Here is a 26,197-nt window from a genome sequence, read left to right as displayed (position 1 = left end):
AAAAAAAATCCTCAATAATGAGGATTTTCAAAATAAATAACAAACAATAATGGGCTAGATTTTACTCCCTGTGAGTAACTCGCTTGTTCCAAACTGTTTGTTGAATAACTTTGCATCTTTTATCTTTCCAGTGTAAGCACTGGAGGCGCAGTATAAAGACTATTCAAGTAAAACTCAACCGTTTTAATCGAATTATTTTTAACCAATCACGCCTTGTAAGAAGATGATAAAAATAATCACAGGAATCACCACACCTAACAAAACGCGTAATCCAGCAATCAAAACAGTATTTGTTGTCCCTAACTGGCATTTGATTTTATCCCAACGCCACCAAGCGACAAACAGCGTTAAAAATATTTCACCTAACGGCATTAAAATATTTTGCGTTAATTTATCTAATGCATCAAAAATGTTATAGCCAAAAATCGTATACTGCTGCCAATCTCCTAATGACAATGACGCTGCAATACCTAATAAAAAGAACAAGGCAAAGGAAATGATGCCTGCTTTCAGGCGGTGCATGTTAAATTCGTCAATTAAGAAACTCACTAATACTTCCAGTAACGAGATGGAAGACGTTAGCGCCGCAACCAATAATAAGGCAAAAAATAAACTCGCTAACCAATGCCCAAATGGCATACTTGCAAATACGGCTGGCATAGTAATAAAGGTTAGCCCTGGTCCTGCACCTGGTGCAAAACCAAAGGCAAATACGGCTGGCAACACCATTAAACCAGATAAAACGCAAGTTAATAGTGTCAATAAAATCACCCATACCGAAGAACTCACTAACTTCGCCTCTGGCCCCACATAGGAGCCATAGGTAATCATAATGCCAATGCCCAATGATAAGGAGAAAAAAGCCAAACCTAAGGCTTCTAACCACGTAGTACCACTAATTTTGCTAAAATCAGGTAACAAGAAAAATTTAATTCCCTCAATCGCTCCAGGTAAAGATACTGCTCGACCAATCAAAACCAGCATTAAAATTAATAAAACTGGCATTAAATATTTTGAAATACGTTCAATGCCTTTCTCCACACCAGAAACAACGGTGAATAAGGTAAGAAAACCAAAGATGAAGTGGTAAATTAACGGCTGCCAAGGGTTGGTAATAAAATCAGTAAACAAGCTCTCGTTCATTGTTGGATCCGTTGAGCTGGCAATATTTCCTGTTAATGATTTGACTAAATACGCCACTGTCCAGCCACCAACCACACTGTAAAAAGAGAGAATAAAAAAGGCAACTAATACGCCCATTATCCCTATAATTGCCCATTTTTTATTACCTAATTTACGAAATGCGCCTATTGGTCCTAAATGTGTTGCTCGTCCAATCGCCATTTCAGTAGACATTAAAATTAAACCTAACGTTAAACAAATCAGTAAATAGATTAATAAAAAAGCACCACCACCTTGTGTCGCTGTTACATAGGGGAATTTCCATACTGCTCCAAGACCGATTGCTGATCCTGCTGAAGCCAAAATAAAACCTAAGCGTGATCCCCATTGTGAACGCACCATAAAATAATCCTCAAAATATAAATATAAAAATTGAAAAAATAACAAACTGGCAAATGATGATAGCACACCTTTTTATACGCCTATTGACTTGCAGTTATGTTATAAAGGCGCTAGAGTTTCAACTTTGCCGAAAAAATGTGGCACATTATACCCGATCACTCTTGAATTAAAATAAATAACAATGAAAGACAGTACTTTGATCAATCTTTTCCTTGATGACCTTTGGTTAAGCAAGAATTTATCGCAAAACACTATTGCGAGTTATCGCTCTGATTTAAAGTTTTTTAGCCAATGGCTGGAACAACAGCAGTCCAATTTACAACAGGTGCAATATTTGGATCTTCAATCATTTCTTGGCGAACGACTAGAACAGGGTTATAAAGCAACCAGTTACGCACGAATGCTCAGTTCATTGCGCAAATTATTTCAGTATCTCTATCAGGAAAAATATCGTGCAGATAATCCTTGCGCCTTACTTTCTTCCCCAAAACTCCCTGCACGTTTGCCAAAATATTTAACAGAAAGTCAAGTAACGGATTTATTAAATACGCCTGCGACAGAGGATCCATTAGAATTACGTGATAAAGCGATGTTGGAGTTACTCTATGCAACAGGATTACGGGTAACAGAATTAGTAACCTTGACGACAGATAATATTAATTTACAGCAAGGTGTAGTGCGGATTATCGGCAAGGCGGATAAAGAACGGCTAGTACCAATGGGCGAAGAAGCTAGCTATTGGATACAACAATTTATTTTGTATGGTCGTACAACACTCTTATCTGGGCAAAGTAGTGATATTTTATTCCCCAGTCGTCGTGGTACCTTAATGACTCGACAAACGTTTTGGCATCGCATTAAACACTACGCCACCCGAGCCAATATTGATACCGATAAATTATCGCCGCACGTATTACGTCATGCTTTTGCCACTCACCTCGTCAATCACGGGGCAGATTTGCGAGTCGTGCAGATGTTGCTGGGACATAGCGATCTTTCTACTACGCAAATTTACACACACGTTGCAAAAGAGCGCTTGAAGCAACTCCATGCCCATTACCACCCTCGTGGATAAACGTTTTGCTCCAGATGAATAAATGAAATTTTACTGATAACGAATTAAGGAGTACGAATAGCTTTGATATTACTCCTGAGACTGCTTGGTAAAAATAAAAACGCAAGCCCCACCATCACAGCCATTCCCCAGAAAGCATAGCTTGGTGAATAAGCATATAACGTACCAGATAAAGCAGTGAATAATGCAACTGCAATACAACTGCTTAGCCCATTATACAAAGCTTGTAATTTCGCAATATGGCTATCTGGCTGTGATGCGATATAACGCACGGTAGCAAAATGGGCGACTGCATAAGTTAACGCATGAAGCGTCTGTAAAATCGCAAGTTGTACAAACCCTGTCATTAACGGGAAACAACACCAACGAATAATGGCAGCAGTGATACTTAAGAAAAATAAAGCTGTAATATTCCAATGTTTAAATAACTTAGAAGCAAAGAAAAATAATACGACTTCTGCGACTACCGAAATCCCCCATAACCAACTGGTGGTTTGAATCGTTATTCCTTGTGAGAGCCAATAAAGCGTACCATAGGCATAATAAGCACCATGCGATCCTTGTATTAATGAAGCTGCAACCAATAAACGCAAGGTATTGGGTTCTTTTAATAACGCTCGATAGCTAACTGTCTGGCGTGCCGCTTGTGTGATGGTGGATTGAGGTAAAATGGTAGGTGCAGGTAAATGCAACAATGTATAAACAACTAACAAGGCAGCTAACACCCAAATAATCGAATGATTCCCCAAATAACTGATAAGGCTACCAAAACAAACAACTCCAACCACAAATCCTAATGATCCTGTTAGCCTAACTCGCCCATAATCTAAACCAATTTGTCGATGCCAAATGCTTGCTAGGCTATCTTGTAAAGGCATTCCCGCGCCATTTAGTACACTAAATAGGCTAAACAAAATAAAAATGAATAAGAATGAATGCCATTGTGTCGCACTCATTCCCATTGCCAAAATCATCACGGCTGAACCAAAGGCTAAATAGCGTAATAATGTTGGCAAATAAGCGGTATCTTTAATCCGACTCGAAAAAAAGAGCCCACCAAAAAAGCGAAATAAATATGCAAACGCTAATAATAAAGCAATGTTTTCATCAGAATAGGATTGTGCTTGTAGCCAAACTGGCATTAATGGCATAAACACACCATAAGCACAAAAGTAACCAAGATAATTCAGAACTAACCAATACTCTGAACGGATTTTAATCAAAATAATTTCTCCATTTCTTCTGCACGCTCAATCGCTGCTTGCATTGCTTGCTTCACGGTTGCTTCAAGATTTTGTTGTTGGAACACATTAATCGCCGCAGCCGTTGTACCACCTTTTGAAGTAACTTGTTGCCTTAATATTTCCAGTTCAGTTTGTGGATTCGCAATCACCATTTCCGCTGCGCCTAACGCGGATTGTTGCACTAATAAACGTGCTTGCTGCTCGGTTAATCCCATCTCAAGCAAGGCTTTTTGCATACTTTCCATAAATAAGAAAAAATAAGCAGGACTACTGCCTGATGCCGCAATAATGGTATTAATATCTGCTTCGTTTTCTACCCAACACACTTGCCCTACTGCGGCAAAGAGATCTGACGCATAGCGTTTAAATTCTGGCGTTACACTACTTGTGGCAAATAATCCTGACATACCTTTAGAAATTAACGCGGGGGTATTTGGCATCACACGCACAAATTGGGTTGCGGTTGGTAAAAAACGTTGCAATGCACTGACAGAAATCCCCGCAGCAATCGAAATAATCCATTTATTGCTCAAATCAAGATGAGCAAATGCTTGGCACGCCTCTTCCATATTTTGCGGCTTTACTGCCAATAAAATCACATCAGCATATGGTATCGCTTCTGTTGCACTCAACGTAGTAAAAACCCCTCGCTCATTAAACGCATGGTGCTTATCTGGATTATGTTCACAAACGCGAATATTTTCTGCCACATACCCCTTTGCTAGTAAACCAAACACAATGGCACTCGCCATATTACCGCCACCAATAAACGCAATCTTTTTCTGTTGCATAGGATTTCTCTCTTAATCAAGTTACAATAGCTTCCGCTGTCTGCAGCGTATAATAATACAAACAAAAGGAAACGCCTATGTACTGGTTCAAAAATATTCTGGTTTACCGTTTAACTAAAAAACTAGATTGGTCATTAGACGCTTTACAAAATAATCTAGCGCAACATCAATTCACGCCTTGTGGTTCGAGTGATCAAAGCAAATTTGGTTGGCAAGCACCATTAAACGAAAGTGAGCTACTGCATTTTAGTGTTGGTGGGCAAATTCTGTTAGTTGCCCATCGGGAAGAGAAAATTTTACCCAGCAATGTGGTGAAAGAAGCATTAGATAATCGCGTACAAGCATTAGAAGCCGCACAACAACGAAAACTCAAGAAAAGCGAGAAACAAGCGTTAAAAGATGATGTCGTGGCAACCTTATTAACCCGTGCATTTAGTCGCCATCAACGTACCGCATTATGGATTGATAGTGCCAATGACTTAATTTATATCGATGCCGCTTCCAGCAAGCGAGCAGAAGATGTTTTAGCATTATTAAGAAAATCACTCGGTTCGCTGCCTGTGATCCCATTTGCTTTTGCAAAAGAATTACCTATTACTATGACCAACTGGTTACTTAACGATGAATTGCCACAATGGCTGACCTGTTTAGAAGAGGGCGAATTTAAAGATTTAGATACTGGCTCAAGTATCCGCTGTAAAAATCAAGATCTCTATGAACAAGATATTCAAGGGCATTTAACTGCTGGCAAAGTGGTAACAAAATTAGCGCTAGAGTGGGAAAATCATTTCTCATTTGTACTAAATGAAGATGCGTCATTGAAACGGGTTAAATTTGCCGATGTTGTGAAAGAAAAAAATGATGATATTCTGAAAGAAGATGTCGCCCAACGCTTTGATGCCGATTTTGTATTAATGACTGGGGAAGTCTCGCTATTTATGCAAAATTTAATTGAGTTGCTAGGGGAAAGGCAGATTAATTAGAGATAATCATCTACTTTTACTGTATTCTTTCTAGTTATCGCATTAATATTAAAGATAGTCGTGCCATCATTTTAATAATAATTGGAGTAAATATGATTACTGAGCAAGAAAAAATCAAAAGACGTAACGAGGTTGAGTATGCGAAAGCAAGTGTCGGATTAGAGGGAATTTATTTATCTGATCAACTCTTAGCTATTTCTGAAGAGTATATTCAAGGAAAACTAACAAGCCAAGAATATACAAATAAACTATTAAAAACCATTAATAGTAATTAAATTTATGAATCCATATGATACTGATCACAAAAAGAAAGAAATAAGATCTTTTGTAAGAATCCGTGAATTATCTAATACTCCGATTAAAGGTAAATTTAATTTAACGCATTTGACAAAGATTAATGCATATATTTTTCAAGATAGTTCCGATATTGCGGGAAAATTCAGAGATGAAGTCATTCACGGAAAACATTGGCAAAAAGAACGTAATTATAAAGGGTTTGGGAAAATATTGGTTTCTTACAGCAGAATGACTACAGAAGATATTCTCACATTAAAAAAACTATTAAACAGTATTGATATGAATAAGTTAAAAAGATTAAATAAAGCGGATTTTGCAAAAGAAATTACTAACTTATATCAGCAACTAGATTATATTCACCCATTTCCTGATGGTAATAGCAGAACATTAAGGGAATTTACTCGTCTATTATCTGAAGAGTGCGGCTACAAACTAGACTGGTCAAAAGCCAAGCAGAATGAACTCTATCTAGGTCGAGATTATGAAGTAAACAATATAGCTATTGCAAAATCAACCGATCCTACTTTAGTTGAAAGATTACAAGACGAAAATAAGGCTATTCTAGCTCACAAACAATATAAACCACTGCAATCTCTCATTTCTGATTTACTCACAAAATTATAGAAAATTCATTTATACAGTTAGGTTTTTGTGAGCGTTCGCTATTCCCTAACCATCATTTCCTATTGAATGCTACTTCCCCATATTTACCAATAAAACGGACTTCTGGAGATAACTGCACCGCAAATTTCTCCGCTACACATTGACAAATATAGTGTGCTAATGCCACTACATCTTGACCAGTAGCATTCTGTTTATTAATGATGACTAAAGCTTGTTTTTCGTGTACGGCTGCCCCGCCGATCTGATAACCTTTCAAACTGCATTGATCAATTAGCCAACCCGCAGCCAGTTTTATATTGCCATCAGGTTGCGGATAATGTGGGATTGTTGGATATTGTGCGAATAAAGATTGAAATACTGCTGCCGAAATCACAGGATTTTTAAAGAAACTACCTGCACTGCCAATCTCTTTTGGATCAGGTAATTTACTTTGGCGAGTTTGGCATACTGCTTGAAAAACTTCCAGTGGTGTAACGGTATCTGCTGCAAGCTGGGACAAATTGCCATAACTCAACACAGGTTGCCACTGTTTAGCAAGTTTAAAATTCACCGCAATAACAGCATATCCGTTGGCATAACGATGTTTAAAGACGCTTTCTCGGTAACCAAACTCACATTGCGAACGACTTAAAGTAAACTGTTTGCCCGTTGCTAATTCCACCACCTCAACAGAGTGGCAAATATCTTTTAACTCAACGCCATAAGCGCCGATATTTTGTACTGGAGCTGAGCCCACGCACCCAGGGATTAATGCCAGATTTTCGAGTCCACCAATATTTTTTGCAACGCAAGCTTGCACAAATTGATGCCAATTTTCCCCTGCTTTGACGTGAAAATAGTGATATTTATCGTCTTGTTGATATTCAATGCCTCGCAAGCGATTTAATAACACTACGCCTGCAAAATCTTCAACAAATAGCACATTACTGCCTTCGCCTAATAATAAGAGTGGAATTTGCTGTTGTTGCTTCTCTTGCCAAACCTGACAGAGCTCTTCAACTTGATCGATTTGTAGAATTTGTTGCGCTTGTGCTGCAATGCCAAAGGTATGATAAGGTTGTAAATGCGTACCAAGATCCTGCATAATTTATCCAAGTAAAATAATCAACCAAACTAATCCACAAGTTACCATTGCCACAAACACTGCTGCTGAACCGAGATCTTTCGCCCGTCCAGAAAGTTCGTGATACTCTTTGCCCACACGATCAACGATAGCCTCTAAACCACTATTCAACAGTTCAATCGCAAATACCATCAACACGGAAACGACCATTAAAGCAATCTCAATTTTGCTTTTGCCTAGAACAAACGCGAGAGGAATTAAAATAATTGCCGCGCCAACCTCATGGCGAAACGCAGCTTCGTATTTAAATGCGGCACGCAAACCTTGCATTGAATATTTCGCTGCTTTAAAGAAGTGCGTTAACCCAGTATATTTCTGCATATCTATCCTTTAATTGGTGATCCGTTTTGCTTCGATCACATCATCTAATTTTGCTAATCTTGAGAGAATCTTACTTAACATTTGCACATTGTTCAGTTCAATCTGCATATCAATCGTTGCGATTTGCCGTTTGGTATCACTGCGGCTACTGACCCCTAAAACACTTACCTTTTCATTGGCTAATACAGTCGTAATATCTCGCAATAAACCATTACGGTCGCTAGAAATAATCCGAATGCCCACATGAACACCACAAGAATAACTATCTCCCCATAACGCTTCCACCACTCGCTCAGGATTCGCCGCTTGTAATTCTGCTAATTGTTCACAATCGGAACGGTGAATGGAAATGCCTCGCCCTTGCGTAATATAACCGACAATATCATCACCTGGAATCGGCTGACAGCAACGCGCGATATGATGCATTAAATTCCCTACACCTTCAACGATCACTTGCCCTTTTTTCTTCTCTTTTTGTTGTTGGCTGTGATTAGCTGATTTATTTGAGATGTGTTTTAGTATTTCTTCATCAATCTCTTCAACTGAGGGTTTTAATAACTTACTTTGCAGAAAATTAATCAGTTGATTTAATTTAATATCGCCACCACCAATTCCCGCATAGAGATCCTCTAAATTACGTAAGTTATAGCGAGGTAGGGCATATTGTTCGATTTGTTTTTGCGTCAATCCAATACGATTCATCTCGCTTTCGAGCATTTCTCGCCCAGCTGGAATATTTTTATCTCGATCTAATTTTTTGAACCACGCATGAATCTTCGCTCTTGCCCGTGCCGTATGCACAAAGCCTAAATTTGGGTTAAGCCAATCTCGACTTGGGTTTGGATTTTTTTGTGTGATGATTTCAATCTGGTCGCCCATCTGTAATTGATAGGTAAATGGCACTATTCTTCCTGCCACTTTTGCCCCAATACAACGATGACCAATTTCACTATGAATCGAATAGGCAAAATCCAATGGGGTTGAACCAGTTGGTAAGTCAATCACTTCACCTTTCGGCGTAAACACATACACCCGATCATCAAAGACCTGGCTACGCATTTCTGCCAATACTTCACCAGAATCCGCTAAATCATCTTGCCACGCTAACAATTTACGCAGCCACGCAATCTTCTCTTCATAACCGCTTCGTCCTGCACCAGCACCCTCTTTATATTTCCAGTGTGCCGCGACGCCTAACTCCGCATCATCGTGCATTTTTTGCGTACGAATTTGTACTTCAATCGGCTTGCCACCTTGCCCTAAAACCACCGTATGGATCGATTGATATCCATTAGGTTTAGGGTTGGCAATGTAATCATCAAACTCTTTAGGAAGATGTTTAAAGTGTGTATGTACGATACCCAATGCGGCATAACAATCCTGCAATTTTTGCACGATCACCCGCACTGCTCGTACATCATAGAGATCGCCAAACGCGAGATTTTTTTTCTGCATTTTGCGCCAAATACTATAAATATGTTTTGGTCGCCCATACACTTCCACATCACAAATACTTTCTTGCAAATAGCCTGTTAACTCTTGTACAAAATCTTGGATATATTGTTCGCGATCTAGACGGCGTTCATGTAATTGATTAGCAATATGACGGTATTGCGCAGGGTGTAAGTAACGGAAGCAGTAATCCTCCAGCTCCCATTTTAATTGCCCAATACCTAAACGATTTGCCAAAGGGGCATAAATGTTGGAACACTCTTTCGCTGCAAGGACTTTATCTTCCTCACTCACCCGACTATCCGCAGTGCGCAAGAAAGTAATGCGCTCAGCTAACTTGATCACAACACAGCGGAAATCGTCCACCATCGCCAACAACATACGGCGAATATTATCAATTTGCACACTATCCGCCCCTCGATGGGTATTCAGTTGGCGGATATTATCCATCTCAAATACGCCTCGCACTAAACGTTCAATCGTTTTATTAAATGTTTCGCCAAGCTCTGCTAAAGAAAGGATTTCATTTTCAACAAATGGGAAGAAAAAGGCTGCAACTAAGGTACTATCGTCCATATTTAATTCTGTCAGGATAGAAACCATTTCGACACTGCTAGAAAGAATATCTTTCGCATATTCTGTATGTTCAACTTTCGGCTGGAGGTATTGCCAAGCTTCCGTCAGGGCAGTTTTAGCACGTGGCGTGATTGCCAATGTATTTAGCCATTCATCAAAAACAAAACCGTTTAAATCTTTTAAATGTGTTTCTCTTACTGCAACCATCTTCCTGTTCCTGTATTTTGATTGTGTCTAAATTTTCAGCAACGCTAAATAATAATATTTGTTCTCATAGCGCGGTTATACGATAAACATAGAAAAATTTCTTACATTCAAATCCTTATCACTGCAAATATACTACTGTAAAAACTGATATTCTCACAACAGATAATATCCTTGTCATAAACGCGTCTAATATAGACACTGAATAATTCCTGATGTTTCGTTCCCGATAACGAATTCATTTACTATTTCTCTTTTTTCTCTATTACTGGCGGATATTTATTTTCAAATAATATTAATAATTTTAGTAATCTTTGGTCTAAAAAAGTTAATGCCTGTTCTCTTATATTGGTCGGAATACCATAATATGCTTCGGCAACGCCACCACAGATTGCTGCTACGGTATCACTATCTCCCCCAATGGATATTGCATTTCTTATCGCATCTTCAAAACAAGTTGACTCAAAAAATGCTTGCAACGCTTGCGGTACCGTTTCTTGGCAGGTTTCATTGAACTGATATGTCTCGCGAATTTCATCTAATGTAAAATCCATCGGGTAGTAGTGCTGATGAATATATTCTTTGATCGCCAAGAGAGGCGTTCCTGTTTTAGCAAGATAAATCGCAACTGCCGTTGCCTCGGCGCCTTTTATTCCTTCTGGGTGATTATGGCTCACCTCGGTAACCAATCGTGAAAGCAGCTTTGCTTCTTCAAGGCTATTAGCAACAATACCCGCTGCACTAACTCTCATTGCGGCGCCATTGCCATAACTGTTATATGGCTGTGGGTTATCCGTAAAAATCCAACCATAAAAACTACCGCCATATCCACAATTTGGATAATGTCTTCCTATGCTTTGCATATAGGTAACAGTGTTTTCTGACAGATCGCTATAATCAGGCTTACTGACCAATATTGCCTGTGCAATCGCAAGACTCATAATGCTATCATCGGTTGGAAAACACTTAGCAGTAAAGAGTTCAAACACCTTACTTCTATGATTATTCCATTCAAAACGAGAGCCAACAATATCACCAATAATTGCCCCTAACATCTCTTTCTCCTTAGTTATCTTTATAACGTTATCATTCAACACGTAATAAGAAAATTAACATCATCAATATGATGACGAATTAACTGTTTTTGACAGCAAAACCATTGTTTCGATATGCCCCGTTTGTGGAAACATATCAATCATGGCACATTTCACTAAACGATAGCCATTGTCCACCAAAATCGTCGCATCACGCACTAATGTTGCAGGACTGCAAGACACATAAAGCATTTTTTCAGGTTGTAATTCAATGATATGGTCTAAGGCAAATAATGCCCCAGCACGCGGTGGATCAAGCAACACTTTATTAAATTTTTCTTGTGCCCATGCTTTATCCGCAAAAGAGGCGGCTAAATCTGTTTGGTAAAAACTCACATTTTGCAGACCATTTTGTGCGGCGTTGGCGGTTGCTTTTACTACCATTTCTGCCACGCCTTCAATACCAACAACATGAGCGGCTTGCTTCGCTAAAGGTAAACTAAAATTGCCCATGCCACAGAACAGATCTAATACGCGATCTTCTACGGTTAATTCCAACCATTCTAATGCCGTTGCAACCATATGTTGATTGATTGTTGGATTGACTTGAATAAAGTCTCGCACATCAAAATAGAGCTTGATTTCACCCAGTTGGTAATAAGGTGATTGTGTTGTCTTCGCAATAATTTCATTTTCTGTTGTACTAATAAACAGCATTACCGAATACTTTTCCGCAAACGCCATTAGCTGAGCCATATCCTGTGCAGAAAGTTCCCCTAAATGACGCAATAACATTGCAACCCCATTATCTGCCGCGACCAATTCAATATGTCCTAACTGCTTCGGTTGTTGCCATTGTTGAAATAACTGCCGTAATGGCGATAAAAGTTGTGATAACTGTGGTACTAACACAGCACAGTGATCAATTTCAACTAATTGATTGCTCTGTTGCTGGCGAAAACCAAATTGAATAGTTTTGCTCTCATGAGAAAAATCCAAGCTTATTCTCGCACGACGGCGATATGCCCATTCATTATCGGCAATCATTGGTTTAATTTGCAAATCTGGGGCGATTTTATGTAATTGGCGCAATAATGCTGCTTGTTTTGCGGTACGTTGGGTATCAATATGAATATGTTGCATCTGACAACCACCGCACTGCGCATACCAAGGACAACGCGGATCTTGTCTAAGCGGAGAACGATTTTGCCATTTTATAGCTTTACCAATCCCGTATTGGCGTTTCTCTTCTTTTATCTCAAACTGCACGTTTTCGTCTGGCAACGCATTCTCAATAAACCACGTTTTACCATTCAATTTAGCAATGCCAAGTCCTTGATAATCAAGTGCCTCAATGGTGGCAATTTGCTGTTTTCTTTTTACTGTTGTCTTTGTTGGCGTACGATAAAACAGAACCATAATTCATTCGTTAGGATATAAAATAGTTAAATGTTGTTGGAATAATTCTCGACTTTTCAATGGCTTATTACCTAAATAAGGTTTTAATGCCAAACGAGTAAAACGCTTTGCTGCTTGTAGCGTCTCTTTGTCGGTAAATTCTAATTTGGCAAAAGCGAGTAAATCTCGACCATAGAAGGTTAAATTATTGCGTAATAATGAAGCAATAAAGCCTTTTTCTTCACGATATTGATAAGTCATCTGAGCAGTTACCTGTTCACCACTCCCTGCACAATGCTCAAAATCAACCCCATATCCCAGCGATTTCAGTAGCATAAATTCAAAACGGCGCAAAACAGCTTCCACTTGATCGCCATGTGTTGCCAATCCTGTTAAACAGCGCAAATATTCTTCAAATAACTCAGGATACGCTGTTTCATGTTCTAATGTTCTTGCTACTAATTCGTTCACATAAAAGCCACTATATAAAGCGACCGTTTTCATTGGCAAGGTAACCGAAATGGCTTCCGCTTTCGTTAGGATTTTTAGTTGTCCGCGACCACTCCAACGCAATAACAACGGGGTAAAGGGCTGCAAAAGACTTTTTAATGGCGAACGTTTTGCTCTCGCCCCTTTAGCCAATAAGGTTAGACAACCATAACTTTCCGTAAAGACATCTACTAATAAACTGGTTTCGCTATATTCTCGGCGATGTAAGACGAATCCCCTTTGCCAACTGTCGATAAGCCACCTCTCATGCGCTGCCTTTACTGAAAAATACGATTATTCTAACAAACAATCATAATTCTCTACTAATTCTTCTTCATTATCCTTAGTAAAAATTGATAAGATAACGCCCAAGTAATTCAAACAATAAATAGACATCAAGATGAAACAATATAATAAATTACGTATTGAATGGGACTGCCGTCGCGGTATGTTAGAACTTGATAAAATGATTATGCCATTTTATCAAAATGTATTTGATCACTTATCTGAAGAGCAAAAAGACACCTTTATTGAACTGTTAACCTATACCGATCCCCAGCTCTTTCGTTGGTTAATGAATCAAGAAAAAGCGCCAACTCAACCACTACAAGCGATGGTTGACTTGATAAAACAGAAACTATCCTCATTTTGATCTGCTTAATCAGCAAAAATTTATTAAAATTTTTTGAACTTTTAGCAAAAATCGAACTCTAACGCTTCGGTGCATTTCTTGCTGTAACAACAAGGAAGCTGTTAGATTAAATGAATTAATGGAGATTTCACTTACATGAGTGAAGAACTAACAGACCAAAATTTAGTTGAAAAAGCGCAGCAAGGTGATAAAAAAGCGTTTAATTTGTTGGTCGCTCGTTATCAAAATAAAGTCGCAGGCTTGTTAACACGTTATGTATCAGCAAATGATATTCCTGATGTTGTTCAAGAAACGTTTATTAAAGTTTACCGATCTTTAGAATCGTTTCGTGGAGAAAGCGCTTTTTATACATGGGTTTATCGCATCGCCGTGAATACTGCGAAAAATTATCTGATGTCGCAAGGTAGACGACCTCCAACAGAAGATGTATTAGCGGAAGATGCAGAAAGTTACGAAATAGGTTCAAGATTACGTAATATTGATACCCCAGAAAATTTAACCTTATCAGATGAGTTAAAAGAAATTGTGTTTAAAACGATTGATTCTCTTCCCGATGAGTTAAAAACTGCTATTACATTACGTGAACTTGAAGGCTTGAGTTACGAAGAGATTGCCGAGATAATGGATTGTCCTGTTGGTACAGTGAGATCGAGAATTTTTAGAGCACGAGAATTCATTGAAAACCAATTAGCGCCATTGATGAAATATTAGGATAAATGAAAGGGTGGAAAATTATGCAACACAAAGAACAACTTTCAGCTTATATAGATGGTGAAAAAGTCAGTCAAGACTTCCTTGATACACTTTGCCAAGATCCAACATTACAAAAAAGTTGGTCTACTTTACATCTAGCCCGTGCTGTAATACGTAATGAAAGTAGTGCGATATTGGATTCCTCTTTTACTGAAAAAATGGCGAAATTAATCGAAGATGAACCAGCAATCCAATTACAAGAACAACCATTGCCAGAAAAAGTTGAGCTTCCTAACCCATCTCTTTTTGCTAAAACGAAAAAATATTTTGCCCCAATTTTACAAACAGCTGTAGCAGCAAGTGTTTGTTTAATTGCTGTATTTAGTATCCAAAATTTAAATAAAGATAAAAATGGTGATACGACGATTTCTCCTGCACTTCAAACATTACCATTTACTCAATCTGTTCAAGAAGTAAGCTATAACGTTTCACATAAAAATGTGCCAAGCAAAGAACAACTTGAGCAACAAAATAAACGGTTAAATGAAATCCTGCAAAATTATCAATTACAACGCCGTTTATACTCCGATCCAAAAGCGGAATAATTTATCCTCCATCAACAATCCCCCACCACCACCTTATTTTGGTGGTGGCGTTGTTTTTGTCATACAATCTATTTAATAAACATTATTATTATCAAACATTATAGGTTCACCAATGGCTAAAAAGTTACTTCACTCACTTATTATCTTACTTATTAGTAGTAGTGCTTTTCCTATTTTTGCTAATACACAGGAATCCCCTGTCGATCATCTCATTCAAATGAAAGATGCGTTTCAACAACAAAATTATGTGATGACATTTACTTACAGTGAAGAAAATGAGAGTTATGCCTTAAGTTATCGCCATGCAAGTGATCAACAACAAAATCATTATGCCCAGCTCCTTTATTTAGATGGACCGAGAACAGAGATTTGGCAGAAAGAAAACACAATTAGTTACTTTTCAGCCAATTATGCGCCTTTCAGTATTCGCAGCAATAACATGATCGACTCTCTGCCTAATATTGTTTATAGCGACTTTTCTCAACTTACCCAATATTATGACTTCATACCATTTGGCAAAAATCGTGTTGCTAACCGCATTGCTAATGTCATTAAACTGATACCAAAAGATGAATTTCGTTATGCGTATACCGTTTGGATCGACGAACAAAGCCATTTACCTTTACGCGGTGAAATCACTGATCGTAATGGAGAAATCCTCTCACAATTTAAAGTCATTACATTAGACGAACTCGCTAATCCACAAACCTTAATTGATACCGCAACTCAATTAAGACAACCTCCAGAAATTACCATTTATAGTCCTAATACCACAAACTACCAATGGCAACCCTCTTGGGTACCCAAAGGGTTTAAATTAATTAAATTCCATTCTGATGGCTTATCGCCATCTACACAAACACAACTTTATAGTGATGGTTTATTTACCTTTTCCCTCTATTTGCTTGATCAAAATGAAATGCCAATTAATCAGGCATGGCGACAGGGCATTGATACACTTTATGCAGAAGTCATTAATGGCAAAACGGTTGTTCTCGTAGGGCAAATTCCACTCACCACCGCGCGCCGTATCGTACAAGATGTGAAATTTAAAGAGGTTGCACAATGATAACAGAACAAGCCATTGTCATTGCTTATCAAAATGGCAAAGTTACGGTCGAGTGCCAAGCCAATCAAAGTTGTGGCGGCTGTGCCTCCAAAACAAATTGTGGCACCGCCGCATTGTCTGAGTTAACAGGAAAATCAACCAAATACCAATTTACCTTTCCTTGCTCACGTCCAATGCAAATTGGTGAAATTGTAGAAATTGGACTGCCAGAACAATCATTATTAAAACTCGCTCTCATCGGCTATACGCTACCATTAATGGTCTTAATTATTAGTGTATTCGTTGGGAATTATTGTTTTACTCAAGAGTGGCAAAATATTCTCTTTACTGTTTTTTCTACTGCCTGTGCCTTTGTGGTCGTGAAAGTGATTAATCACCGTTTACAACAACAGCAAAAATATCAACCGTATCTGATTGAGCGGATTTTATAATCCGCCACTCTTCTCATACCAAATTTTATTCACATATAACATCACTTTACCCGCTGGGGTTTCAACGCTGACCTCATCGTCTACACTTTTGCCAATTAATGCTCTCGCCACAGGAGAATCAATCGAAATCCAATTTTTAGCAGGATCAAATTCATCACAGCCTACAATTCGGTATTGCTTGTTTTCGCCATCTTCTGTTTCTAACTCAACCCATGCTCCAAAAAATACTTTCCCTTCTTGGCGAGGGTGATAATCCACAATTTGCAACACTTCTAAACGCTTCGTTAAGAAACGTACGCGCCGATCAATTTCACGCAACCGCCGTTTGCCGTAAATATACTCAGCATTTTCACTACGATCACCTAATGCCGCTGCATCAGATACTGCCTGAGTAACTTGCGGACGCTCTACTTTCCATAAATATTTCAATTCTTGATCTAAGCTGTTCCAACCAGCTCGCGTAATGTAATTTGATTTCGCCATAGATAATTACTGTTGATATTTAAATTTCAGGAGATCTCGACGCTCTTTTTTATTTGGTCGTCTTTCTGGATTTGGCATCGATAACGCATTGGCTTTTCTCGCCCACGCCAGTTGTTCTCGTTTTTTAATACTCTCTTCTGTTTCTCGATAAAGCAGTTGAGCTAATGGCGCCGCTTTGCGTTGATTCGATAACGCTAATATTTCTATCTCTTTTTCATCATTACCTTGTCTTAATTTGATCATCGCACCAATTTCTACTTCTTTACTCGGTTTTGTCCGTTGACCGTTATAATGGACTTTACCACCATCAACCATTTCTCTGGCTAAGGTACGTGTTTTATAGAATCGTGCTGCCCACAGCCATTTATCCAAGCGATAGGCTTCCTGTTCTTCTTGTTGTTTCTCTTTTCTCATCTATTCTCCGATAAATTTTGCCGACCAAGCGTTCGAATAATTGCAATAATTATGGTATCGTTACTCTCGTTTTTTGTAAAACACAGCACTGTAATTATCACAACAAAAAAATCGTGCAGGAGTTCTTTTTTATGCAAAAACCCGATATTTTAGCGGTCAACGTAGCAGCGAAATCACGCCTATTTGAAATTCAATCAGTTGATTTACGTTTTTCTAATGGAGCATTACGTACTTATGAGCGTTTCAAACCCGCTTCTCGTAGTGCAGTAATGGTTTTGGCACTTGATGAGCAACAAAATCTCCTCTTAACCTATGAATATGCAGTAGGTACAGAACAGTACGAACTGGGCTTTCCAAAAGGCTTAATGGAAATAGGCGAAACACCCGAACAAAGTGCAAACCGAGAGTTACAAGAAGAAATCGGTTTTGGCGCAGAAAAATTTACCTTATTAAGAACAGTAATTAATTCACCAGGTTATATGAATAATCCAATGCACATTCTGCTTGCTGAATCGCTTTATCCAAGCCGTTTAGAGGGTGATGAACCTGAACCTTTACAGCTTGTACGTTATCCATTAGCAAAAATTGATAAACTTCTAGAGGATCCTACATTTAATGAGGCTCGTAATCTCTCCGCATTATTTTTATTAAAACAATATTTGACGCAACGTTAATGAGGGCAATATGCAATCCTTATCCACATTACTCGAACAAGCATTACAAATCGCTTATCAAGCAGGTGATCAACTGAAAACATTTTATCAGCAAAAAGTGAATATCAAAATAAAAGCTGATGAAACGCCTGTTACCGAAGCCGATCTTGCAGTCAGCCGTTATTTGATTCAAGCACTAACTGAACTTGATCCCAGCATTCCTGTATTATCCGAAGAAAACTGCGCAATCCCTCTTGCTGAAAGACAAAATTGGCAACGCTACTGGCTAATCGATCCCTTAGATGGTACACAACAATTCATCGATCGCACTGATCAATTTTCTGTCTTGATTGCCTTAGTTGAACAACAACGCCCCGTCATTGGTATTATTCATGCGCCTGTGTTAAATCAAACATTTTATGCTGTGAAAGGGCAAGGGGCTTTTTTCCGTCAGGGAGACACTATTTCCTCACTTAACAGCCAGCATTCGTTTTCTCCTGATCGTCCGATCACGATTGCCATTGGTAAAAGCACCAATAAAAATAAAGTATTAGCTCAGCTCAACCCGAAATTTCATTATCAATTTCTCACTTATGGTTCAAGTGGTTTAAAGAGTACCCTCGTTGCACGCCAACAGTGTGATTGTTATATTCGATTAGGTGATACTGGGGAATGGGATACTGCAGCAGCAGAACTTATTCTCCAAGAGAGTGGTGGTGATATTTTTACCTTAAAACAACAACCACTTACATATAATCAACGTGAAACTTTCGTCAATCCGCATTTTATTATGGTTGGCGATCGCCAATGGGATTGGCAACAAATTTTATTACAACAAAACATCTACAGCCCCTAGTTATCATTACTTTAGGTAAAACCGATTAGTCATAATGAAATTTATCCGTAAGATGATAGACAATAAAAAGAACTCCAACATCGTTATAGGTAGGAACTAATAATTATGCAGAAACCAGAAAATAATAGCATTGTTATATTTGGTGCATCAGGTGATCTTACGCATCGCAAACTGATCCCAGCGCTATATCAACTCTTTGAAAATGAACAACTTGCAGATGATTTTGCGATTTTAGGCGTGAGCCGTACTGAATACAGCGATAATGCTTTCCGCGATAAACTTCGTCAAAGTTTAATTGAAAATGAAAAAGTAAATGAAGGCATTTTAGAAGCCTTTTTACAGCACATCTATTATCAAGCGATTGATACCCAAAATGTCAATGATTATGCCAAAATTAAAAATCGCTTAACAGAACTCAATTTCCGCCATAATTGCCAACACAATGTTTTATATTACTTATCTACCCCACCAAGTTTATACGGTGTCATTCCTGAGTGTTTGGCTGCCCACAATTTAAATGATGAATCTGAGGGTTGGAAACGATTAATTGTTGAAAAACCATTTGGGTATGATTTGCAATCTTCCATTGATCTAGATAATAAAATCCACCAATCATTTGCAGAACATCAGATTTATCGCATCGATCATTATCTCGGTAAAGAAACCGTACAAAATCTCTTAGTATTACGTTTTTCTAATGGTCTATTTGAACCACTCTGGAATCGAAATTATATTGATTATGTTGAAATTACTGGCGCTGAAGCACTCGGTGTTGAAGAGCGTGGTGGCTACTATGATGGTTCTGGGGCAATGCGCGATATGTTCCAAAACCATTTATTACAAGTGTTAGCCTTAGTGGCAATGGAAAGCCCTGCAGTGATCAATGCAAAATCGATGCGCGATGAAGTGGTGAAAGTATTACAAAGTCTACACCCACTCACCCCAGAAACACTCGAAGAAAATCTTGTCTTAGGGCAATATACTCGCTCAATGGTACGTGGCGTAGAATTACCTGGTTATCGCGAAGAGAAAGGGGTTGATCCGCAATCTCGTACGGAAACTTATGTCGCATTACGTTTAAATATTGACAACTGGCGTTGGAGTGGCGTGCCGTTCTATGTGCGTAGTGGTAAACGTATGCCAACACGAGTAACTGAAATTGTTATTCACTTTAAGAAAACCCCACACCCTGTATTCAATATGAATGCCCCTGAAAACAAATTAATTATCCGCGTTCAACCAGATGAAGGTATCGTAATGAGTTTTGGGCTTAAACAACCTGGATCTGGTTTTAAAGCAAAAGAAGTTGCGATGGATTTCCACTATGATTCTATTGCAGAAGGACATCTTTTTTCTGCCTATGAACGCTTGTTATTAGATGCGTTAAATGGTGATGCCACTTTATTTACCCGTAGTGATGCAGTACAAGCCGCTTGGAAATTTGTACAACCAATTTTAGATTACAAAGCTGGTACACCAAAAATTCACGGTTATGCGTGCGGTACTTGGGGACCTGAAGCAGCGGATAAATTAATGAGCCAAAGTCAGCGAGAATGGCGTTTTCCATGTAAAAACTTAACTGATACCAACTATTGTGAGCTATAAAATGAATTATCAAGTTTTTGCGACCGCTCAAGCAGCGGTCAATCATATTGCCGAAGAATTTAAACGTTATAGCCAACTAGGTCGAGCTATCCATATTTCCTTATCTGGTGGCAGTACGCCAAAGCTACTATTCCAAGCCTTAGCAAAATCCCCTTACAACACCGAGATTCAGTGGCAAAACCTCCATTTCTGGTGGGGAGACGAGCGCTGTGTCCCACCAACAGATGCAGAAAGCAATTATGGTGAAGTACAACGTTTATTATTCGATCATATTGCAATGCCTAATGAAAATATCCATCGTATTTATGGAGAATTATCACCAGAACAGGGATTAGCACGTTTCGAACAAGATTTACAAACTATTCCAAGCAAGCAAGATAACTTACCTGTATTTGATTGGATTATTTTAGGCATGGGAACAGACGGACATACCGCCTCGCTTTTCCCCCATCAAACCAACTTTGCTGATCCGAATGTAGCGGTGATTGCTAAACACCCTGAAACAGGGCAAGTGCGTATTTCTAAAACGGCTTCATTGCTTGAGAAAGCCAAACGCATTACCTATTTAGTAACAGGGGCAAGCAAAGCGGAAATCTTAAAAGAGATTCACGAAAACTCAGCCGAAACCTTGCCATACCCAGCGGCTAAAATTAAAGCCAAAAATGGCATAACGGAGTGGTATTTGGATAAAGAAGCGGCGGCATTATTGTAAAAGGGCGGTTATTTTTGAGCGATTATCGGGGCTAATAATGAATTTGGTAAGCAACAGTTATCTTTTAGAAATTAAGCAAATTCTCGCCAATGCACGTCAACAGGCTTACACGGCGGTCAATTCCGCAATGGTCGAAGCCTATTGGAAAATTGGCGAACGCATTGTATTAGAAGAGCAAAATGGTGCTGACCGTGCGGCTTATGGTAAAGAGATTATTAAAAACCTTTCTGCTGAGTTAACCAATGCGTTTGGTAAAGGATTTAGTAAACGTAGCCTGTGGGAAATGCGACAATTCTATGTTTTATTTCCTGATTTTCCAAAAGTGCGAACAGTGTTCGCACAATTGTCTTGGTCGCATTTTCAACGTTCATTAAAGGTCTCCAATGATCAGGCTCGCTTCTATTATCTCAAAGAAGCGGCTGAAAATAATTGGTCAGTCAGAACCCTTGATCGCAATATTTCTACGTTATATTACGACCGCTTGCTTGCCAGTCAGGATCAACATAGCGTCAAGGCGGAAATGCAGGAAAAATCTGTCCCACTGCAAGCGAGTGATTTGATTAAATCGCCCACTGTGTTGGAGTTTTTGAATTTACCGACAAATTTGGCATATACCGAAGCAGAGCTCGAAAAAGCCTTGATTGATAATCTGCAACAATTTATGCTCGAGCTTGGCAAAGGCTTTGCTTTCGTGGCTCGCCAACAATGTATTCGTACAGAAACCTCTGATTTCTTTATTGATTTGGTCTTTTACAATTACATTCTAAAATGCTTTGTTATCGTTGAATTGAAAACAGAAAAATTGACCCATCAAGATATTGGGCAATTGGATATGTATGTGCGAATGTATGATGATTTGCAAAAACGCCCTGATGATAATCCGACTATCGGCTTGCTACTTTGCACCGAAACCGATAGTGTGGTGGCAAAATATTCGGTACTAAACGATAGCTCGCAACTTTTTGCCAGCAAATATATGGCATATTTGCCGACTGAAGAAGAATTAGTGCGAGAAATTGAAAACCAAAAAATGATTTTTGAACAAAATCATTGCTAGAAAAATGATGGTAATACCAGATTTTTTTGGTATCCAACAAAGTGCGGTGATTTTTTAATAAATTTTATTGAGGCAATAAAATGGCACAACTTGATATATCAAGCCTAGAAAAAGCGGTAATTTCACTGTCTGCAACAGTGGGTAAACTTGCCGATAAGCAATGGTTTAATGAGCAAGATGCTATTGTGCAAGATACATTAATAGCAGGTTCAATTCAAAAGTTTGAATTTGTCTATGAACTAAGTATCAAAATGCTGAAACGCCAATTAAAATTAATGTCTGAAACACCCGAAGAAATTAATACACTTGATTTTCGTGATATATTGCGAGCAAGTGCTAAAGCAGGATTAATTGATAATGTTGAAAACTGGATATTTTACCGTAAGTTAAGAAATATCACTTCGCATACTTACGATCAAAATAAAGCACAGGAAGTTTATCAACAAATGCGTACATTTTTACAATCGACTCAATTTTTGCTTGAACAATTAATACAACGGAATAAATATGCTTGATATTCAGCCACAACATTTGGCAATAGTAAAACAAATATTGCAAGATTTTTTGCCTGAATATGAAGTGCGTGCATTTGGCTCAAGAGTGAAAGGTACGGCAAGCCAGTTTTCTGATCTTGACTTAGTAATAATGAGCGACACACCACTTTCATTAAGGCGATTATGCGATGTTGAAAATGCATTTTCAGACAGCGATTTGCCTTATACGGTAGATGTGGTGGACTGGGCAGCAACCTCTGCTGAATTTCAGAAAATTATTGCACAGAAATATGTGGTTATCCAAGCTAAGGCATAACCGAAAGATGAATAAAATTTTACAAAACAGGAGAACAAAATGTCAGTAAAAGGCGATATCGGCGTTATCGGTTTAGCGGTAATGGGACAAAACCTTATCTTAAATATGAACGATAAGGGCTTTAAAGTGGTGGCGTATAACCGCACCACCTCAAAAGTGGACGAATTTCTACAAGGGGCGGCGAAAGGCACGAATATCATTGGGGCATATTCCCTTGAAGATTTAGCTGCCAAATTAGAAAAACCACGCAAAGTGATGTTAATGGTGCGTGCAGGCGAGGTGGTTGATCAATTTATTGACGCATTATTACCGCACTTAGAAGCAGGCGATATTATTATCGATGGCGGTAACTCCAACTACCCAGACAGCAATCGTCGTGTGAAAACGTTAGCGGAAAAAGGCATTCGCTTTGTGGGGGCTGGTGTGTCGGGCGGTGAAGAAGGGGCAAGACACGGGCCGTCGATTATGCCAGGTGGTAATGAAGAAGCGTGGCAATATGTGAAGCCAATTTTACAAGCCATTTCAGCCAAAACAGATAAAGGCGAGCCTTGCTGTGATTGGGTTGGCAAAGAGGGTGCAGGTCATTTCGTTAAAATGGTACATAACGGTATCGAATATGGCGATATGCAACTCATTTGTGAAGCCTACCAGTTCCTTAAAGAGGGCCTAGGCTTAAGCTACGATGAAATGCAACAGATTTTTGCTGAATGGAAAAAAACCGAGCTAGACAGCTATCTGATTGATATTACAACGGATATTCTCGGTTATAAAGACAGCGATGGTGAGCCACTTGTCGAGAAAATTTTAGATACCGCAGGGCAAAAAGGTACAGGTAAATGGACAGGCATCAACGCTCTTGATTTCGGCATTCCGCTCACCTTGATTACCGAGTCGGTGTTTGCTCGTTGCGTTTCTTCATTTAAAGCACAACGCACTGCCGCTGCGAAGCTGTTTAACAAAACCATTCAACCTGTTGAGGGCGATAAACAAGTTTGGATTGAATCGGTACGCAAAGCGCTACTTGCCTCCAAAATTATCTCTTATGCACAAGGCTTTATGCTGATTCGTGAAGCGTCAGAAAACTTTGGCTGGAATATTAACTATGGGGCGACCGCCCTTTTATGGCGTGAGGGTTGTATTATCCGCAGCCGTTTCTTAGGCAATATCCGTGATGCGTACGAAGCCAACCCAGACCTTGTATTCTTAGGTTCTGATGATTATTTCAAAAACATCTTAGAAAATGCAATGGCAGACTGGCGTAAAGTGGTGGCAAAATCGATTGAAGTGGGCATTCCAATGCCGTGTATGGCATCGGCAATCACCTTCTTAGATGGCTACACCTCTGAAAACTTGCCGGCCAACTTACTGCAAGCACAGCGTGATTACTTTGGTGCGCATACTTATGAGCGTAAAGACAAACCGCGTGGTGAGTTCTTCCACACCAACTGGACAGGGCGTGGTGGCAACACGGCATCAACCACTTATGATGTTTAATCTTTTTTAGCCCTCTAAAATACTATCGCACAGCTTCTGCTGTGCGATATTGTTACTCTACCTCAGTGATTCGAAGTTCTTTTGGCACTTCAAACACAGTATTTTCTTCACACCCCGCTAACTCTTCAACGGTTGTAGCGCCAAGCGCTAACAAACGGCTCACCACAGATTGCACTAACACCTCTGGTGCGGAAGCCCCTGCAGTAATCCCAATCACCCTCACATTTGCTAACCAAGCTGGATCAATATCCGCTGCATCATCAATTAATTTTGCTGCTACCCCCATGCGTGATGCTAATTCTGCTAACCGATTGGAATTCGAGGAGTTTTTTGAACCCACTACAATCACTAAATCAGATTGTGTAGCTAACTCTTTCACGGCGTGTTGTCGATTAGTTGTCGCATAGCAAATATCATTTTTGCGTGGACCTTGAATCGCAGGATATTTTTGTTTCAGTGCTGCAATCACCTCTACAGTATCATCAATCGACAACGTCGTTTGCGTCATAAAGGTTAAATCATCTTGATTCGACACAGGGAGTTTCAAAATATCTTCTACATTCTCAATCAAATAAATCCCACCCTCTTGGTTATCATATTGCCCCATAGTTCCTTCCACTTCTGGGTGTCCTTTATGCCCAATCAAAATCGCTTTTGTTCCTTTACGACTCGCACGAGCAACCTGCATATGGACTTTAGTTACTAATGGACAAGTAGCATCAAACACTTTTAAATTGCGATCTTTGGCTTCTTGACGAACAGCTTGTGAAACGCCATGAGCGGAGAAAATCACAATCGCCCCATCAGGCACTTCACTAAGTTCTTCGACAAAAATCGCCCCACGTTGACGTAATCCCTCAACCACAAAACGATTATGTACAACTTCATGCCGCACATAAATTGGTGCGCCATGAATCTCTAATGCTAATTCAACAATACTAATCGCCCGATCAACACCTGCACAGAAACCTCGCGGATTAGCTAAAATAATTTTCATCACTCACTTTCCTTTGTTTCTTTTTTCTCATTCTTTACATAATCGAGGATCATTAACCCTGCTCCCACACAGATTGCAATATCTGCCACATTGAATACTGGATAATGATAAATTTGCCAATAGAAATCGAGAAAATCCACCACAAATCCGTGATATAAACGATCAACCATATTGGCTAACGCCCCACCAATAATCAACGCATAAGCACTATTAATTAACGCTTTTGTGCGTGGCGAACGCCATAACCAAAATAACAGCAACCCAGAAATCACCAATGCAATGAAGACAAAAAAGTATTTTTGCCAGCCACTATGATCAGCTAAAAAGCTAAATGCTGCGCCATAATTTCTGACATATGTTAAATTGAAAATCGGTAAAATATTGATACTTTCGTACAATTCAAAACGGGTTACCACTAGCCATTTTGTTCCCAAATCAAGTACAAATGCCAGCACACTTAACCAAAGAAAAATTAATCCGTTTGTTTGCTTTTGTTTCATCACGATACTCATTATTACGGGCTTTTTATAT

General features: G+C 39.0%; 30 protein-coding genes. 17 read left to right on the top strand and 13 right to left on the bottom strand.

Annotation, left to right across the window (positions count from 1 at the left end; genetic code table 11):
• Positions 1–198: 198 nt before the first annotated feature.
• On the bottom strand, positions 199–1,524 hold the full coding sequence (locus ACFFHK_RS03595; RefSeq protein WP_382369493.1) for a sodium-dependent transporter: 1,326 nt from the start codon (positions 1,522–1,524) through the stop codon (positions 199–201).
• Between the two features lie 181 nt (positions 1,525–1,705).
• On the opposite strand from ACFFHK_RS03595, the gene xerD reads away from it, so the two are divergent.
• Positions 1,706–2,599 (top strand): site-specific tyrosine recombinase XerD, encoded by an 894-nt coding sequence (gene xerD, locus ACFFHK_RS03590; protein WP_382369490.1) that lies wholly within the window; start codon positions 1,706–1,708, stop codon positions 2,597–2,599.
• A gap of 44 nt (positions 2,600–2,643) precedes the next feature.
• Here the strand turns inward: xerD and ACFFHK_RS03585 are convergent, their stop codons facing one another.
• A complete protein-coding gene (locus ACFFHK_RS03585; RefSeq protein ID WP_382369939.1) occupies positions 2,644–3,819 on the bottom strand; it encodes a 3-phenylpropionate MFS transporter in 1,176 nt (391 codons plus the stop codon).
• On the bottom strand, positions 3,819–4,634 hold the full coding sequence (gene proC / locus ACFFHK_RS03580; protein WP_382369487.1) for a pyrroline-5-carboxylate reductase: 816 nt from the start codon (positions 4,632–4,634) through the stop codon (positions 3,819–3,821). The genes ACFFHK_RS03585 and proC overlap by 1 nt, the downstream gene beginning before the upstream one ends.
• 77 nt (positions 4,635–4,711) lie before the next feature.
• Here proC and rdgC point away from each other — a divergent pair, with 77 nt between their 5' ends.
• The 3 genes from rdgC to ACFFHK_RS03565 all read left to right on the top strand — a co-directional run bounded on the left by rdgC (position 4,712) and on the right by ACFFHK_RS03565 (position 6,538).
• On the top strand, positions 4,712–5,617 hold the full coding sequence (gene rdgC, locus ACFFHK_RS03575; protein WP_382369484.1) for a recombination-associated protein RdgC: 906 nt from the start codon (positions 4,712–4,714) through the stop codon (positions 5,615–5,617).
• Positions 5,618–5,709: 92 nt separating this feature from the next.
• Positions 5,710–5,892: an antitoxin VbhA family protein gene (locus ACFFHK_RS03570; protein ID WP_382369481.1), complete on the top strand. Its 183-nt coding sequence runs from the start codon at positions 5,710–5,712 to the stop codon at positions 5,890–5,892.
• A gap of 4 nt (positions 5,893–5,896) precedes the next feature.
• Positions 5,897–6,538 (top strand): Fic family protein, encoded by a 642-nt coding sequence (locus tag ACFFHK_RS03565; RefSeq protein ID WP_382369478.1) that lies wholly within the window; start codon positions 5,897–5,899, stop codon positions 6,536–6,538.
• Between the two features lie 52 nt (positions 6,539–6,590).
• On the opposite strand, the gene murB is transcribed toward ACFFHK_RS03565, so the two are convergent.
• From murB to recO, 6 genes are all read right to left on the bottom strand, one after another.
• Positions 6,591–7,622, bottom strand: a complete 1,032-nt coding sequence (murB, locus tag ACFFHK_RS03560; RefSeq protein ID WP_382369475.1) for a UDP-N-acetylmuramate dehydrogenase — start codon at positions 7,620–7,622, stop codon at positions 6,591–6,593.
• A 3-nt stretch (positions 7,623–7,625) separates the two neighbouring features.
• Positions 7,626–7,982, bottom strand: a complete 357-nt coding sequence (locus ACFFHK_RS03555; RefSeq protein ID WP_382369472.1) for a diacylglycerol kinase — start codon at positions 7,980–7,982, stop codon at positions 7,626–7,628.
• A gap of 9 nt (positions 7,983–7,991) precedes the next feature.
• On the bottom strand, positions 7,992–10,217 hold the full coding sequence (gene relA / locus ACFFHK_RS03550; RefSeq protein WP_382369469.1) for a GTP diphosphokinase: 2,226 nt from the start codon (positions 10,215–10,217) through the stop codon (positions 7,992–7,994).
• Positions 10,218–10,459: 242 nt separating this feature from the next.
• Positions 10,460–11,269, bottom strand: a complete 810-nt coding sequence (locus ACFFHK_RS03545) for an ADP-ribosylglycohydrolase family protein (RefSeq protein WP_382369466.1) — start codon at positions 11,267–11,269, stop codon at positions 10,460–10,462.
• 63 nt (positions 11,270–11,332) lie between these two features.
• Positions 11,333–12,667, bottom strand: a complete 1,335-nt coding sequence (rlmD, locus tag ACFFHK_RS03540) for a 23S rRNA (uracil(1939)-C(5))-methyltransferase RlmD (RefSeq protein WP_382369463.1) — start codon at positions 12,665–12,667, stop codon at positions 11,333–11,335.
• Between the two features lie 3 nt (positions 12,668–12,670).
• Positions 12,671–13,390 (bottom strand): DNA repair protein RecO, encoded by a 720-nt coding sequence (recO, locus tag ACFFHK_RS03535; protein ID WP_382369937.1) that lies wholly within the window; start codon positions 13,388–13,390, stop codon positions 12,671–12,673.
• Positions 13,391–13,535: 145 nt separating this feature from the next.
• Here recO and ACFFHK_RS03530 point away from each other — a divergent pair, with 145 nt between their 5' ends.
• The 5 genes from ACFFHK_RS03530 (at position 13,536) to ACFFHK_RS03510 (ending at position 16,585) form a co-directional block, all read left to right on the top strand.
• Complete coding sequence (locus ACFFHK_RS03530) at positions 13,536–13,787, top strand: FAD assembly factor SdhE (RefSeq protein ID WP_382369460.1); 252 nt, start codon at positions 13,536–13,538, stop codon at positions 13,785–13,787.
• A 135-nt stretch (positions 13,788–13,922) separates the two neighbouring features.
• Positions 13,923–14,498, top strand: coding sequence for an RNA polymerase sigma factor RpoE (gene rpoE / locus ACFFHK_RS03525; RefSeq protein WP_382369457.1), 576 nt, complete (start codon positions 13,923–13,925; stop codon positions 14,496–14,498).
• A 23-nt stretch (positions 14,499–14,521) separates the two neighbouring features.
• Positions 14,522–15,085, top strand: coding sequence for a sigma-E factor negative regulatory protein (locus tag ACFFHK_RS03520; protein ID WP_382369454.1), 564 nt, complete (start codon positions 14,522–14,524; stop codon positions 15,083–15,085).
• Between the two features lie 112 nt (positions 15,086–15,197).
• A complete protein-coding gene (locus ACFFHK_RS03515) occupies positions 15,198–16,154 on the top strand; it encodes a MucB/RseB C-terminal domain-containing protein (protein ID WP_382369451.1) in 957 nt (318 codons plus the stop codon).
• On the top strand, positions 16,151–16,585 hold the full coding sequence (locus ACFFHK_RS03510; RefSeq protein WP_382369448.1) for a SoxR reducing system RseC family protein: 435 nt from the start codon (positions 16,151–16,153) through the stop codon (positions 16,583–16,585). Before ACFFHK_RS03515 ends, ACFFHK_RS03510 begins: the two co-directional genes overlap by 4 nt.
• Here ACFFHK_RS03510 and greB read toward each other — a convergent pair.
• Together greB and hslR are read right to left on the bottom strand one after the other, a co-directional pair.
• Entirely contained in the window at positions 16,580–17,068 is a 489-nt protein-coding gene (greB, locus tag ACFFHK_RS03505) for a transcription elongation factor GreB (protein ID WP_382369445.1), read from the bottom strand. The two genes, ACFFHK_RS03510 and greB, sit on opposite strands and share 6 nt — an antisense overlap.
• Before the next feature lie 6 nt (positions 17,069–17,074).
• Positions 17,075–17,482 (bottom strand): ribosome-associated heat shock protein Hsp15, encoded by a 408-nt coding sequence (hslR, locus tag ACFFHK_RS03500; protein ID WP_382369442.1) that lies wholly within the window; start codon positions 17,480–17,482, stop codon positions 17,075–17,077.
• Between the two features lie 131 nt (positions 17,483–17,613).
• Here hslR and nudE point away from each other — a divergent pair, with 131 nt between their 5' ends.
• From nudE to gnd, 8 genes are all read left to right on the top strand, one after another.
• Positions 17,614–18,156, top strand: a complete 543-nt coding sequence (gene nudE / locus ACFFHK_RS03495) for an ADP compounds hydrolase NudE (RefSeq protein WP_382369439.1) — start codon at positions 17,614–17,616, stop codon at positions 18,154–18,156.
• A gap of 10 nt (positions 18,157–18,166) precedes the next feature.
• Positions 18,167–18,991: a 3'(2'),5'-bisphosphate nucleotidase CysQ gene (gene cysQ, locus ACFFHK_RS03490; protein WP_382369436.1), complete on the top strand. Its 825-nt coding sequence runs from the start codon at positions 18,167–18,169 to the stop codon at positions 18,989–18,991.
• A 105-nt stretch (positions 18,992–19,096) separates the two neighbouring features.
• A complete protein-coding gene (zwf, locus tag ACFFHK_RS03485; RefSeq protein ID WP_382369433.1) occupies positions 19,097–20,596 on the top strand; it encodes a glucose-6-phosphate dehydrogenase in 1,500 nt (499 codons plus the stop codon).
• 1 nt (position 20,597) lies between these two features.
• Positions 20,598–21,308: a 6-phosphogluconolactonase gene (gene pgl, locus ACFFHK_RS03480; RefSeq protein WP_382369430.1), complete on the top strand. Its 711-nt coding sequence runs from the start codon at positions 20,598–20,600 to the stop codon at positions 21,306–21,308.
• A 37-nt stretch (positions 21,309–21,345) separates the two neighbouring features.
• The gene (locus ACFFHK_RS03475; RefSeq protein ID WP_382369427.1) at positions 21,346–22,365 is read left to right on the top strand and encodes a PDDEXK nuclease domain-containing protein; all 1,020 of its coding nucleotides are present in this window, start codon (positions 21,346–21,348) and stop codon (positions 22,363–22,365) included.
• An 80-nt stretch (positions 22,366–22,445) separates the two neighbouring features.
• Positions 22,446–22,880, top strand: a complete 435-nt coding sequence (locus tag ACFFHK_RS03470) for a nucleotidyltransferase substrate binding protein (protein ID WP_382369424.1) — start codon at positions 22,446–22,448, stop codon at positions 22,878–22,880.
• Entirely contained in the window at positions 22,873–23,175 is a 303-nt protein-coding gene (locus ACFFHK_RS03465) for a nucleotidyltransferase family protein (RefSeq protein ID WP_382369421.1), read from the top strand. The genes ACFFHK_RS03470 and ACFFHK_RS03465 overlap by 8 nt, the downstream gene beginning before the upstream one ends.
• Positions 23,176–23,214: 39 nt before the next feature.
• On the top strand, positions 23,215–24,669 hold the full coding sequence (gene gnd / locus ACFFHK_RS03460; protein ID WP_382369418.1) for a decarboxylating NADP(+)-dependent phosphogluconate dehydrogenase: 1,455 nt from the start codon (positions 23,215–23,217) through the stop codon (positions 24,667–24,669).
• Between the two features lie 52 nt (positions 24,670–24,721).
• Here gnd and ispH read toward each other — a convergent pair whose 3' ends face one another.
• Together ispH and lspA are read right to left on the bottom strand one after the other, a co-directional pair.
• The gene (gene ispH, locus ACFFHK_RS03455) at positions 24,722–25,666 is read right to left on the bottom strand and encodes a 4-hydroxy-3-methylbut-2-enyl diphosphate reductase (protein WP_382369935.1); all 945 of its coding nucleotides are present in this window, start codon (positions 25,664–25,666) and stop codon (positions 24,722–24,724) included.
• Positions 25,666–26,166, bottom strand: a complete 501-nt coding sequence (lspA, locus tag ACFFHK_RS03450) for a signal peptidase II (RefSeq protein WP_382369415.1) — start codon at positions 26,164–26,166, stop codon at positions 25,666–25,668. The genes ispH and lspA overlap by 1 nt, the downstream gene beginning before the upstream one ends.
• Positions 26,167–26,197 lie beyond the last annotated feature (31 nt).

The organism is Gallibacterium trehalosifermentans (assembly GCF_042433055.1).
GTDB classification, from domain to species: domain Bacteria; phylum Pseudomonadota; class Gammaproteobacteria; order Enterobacterales; family Pasteurellaceae; genus Gallibacterium; species Gallibacterium trehalosifermentans.
This window is presented reverse-complemented; position numbering and strand designations above follow the sequence as displayed.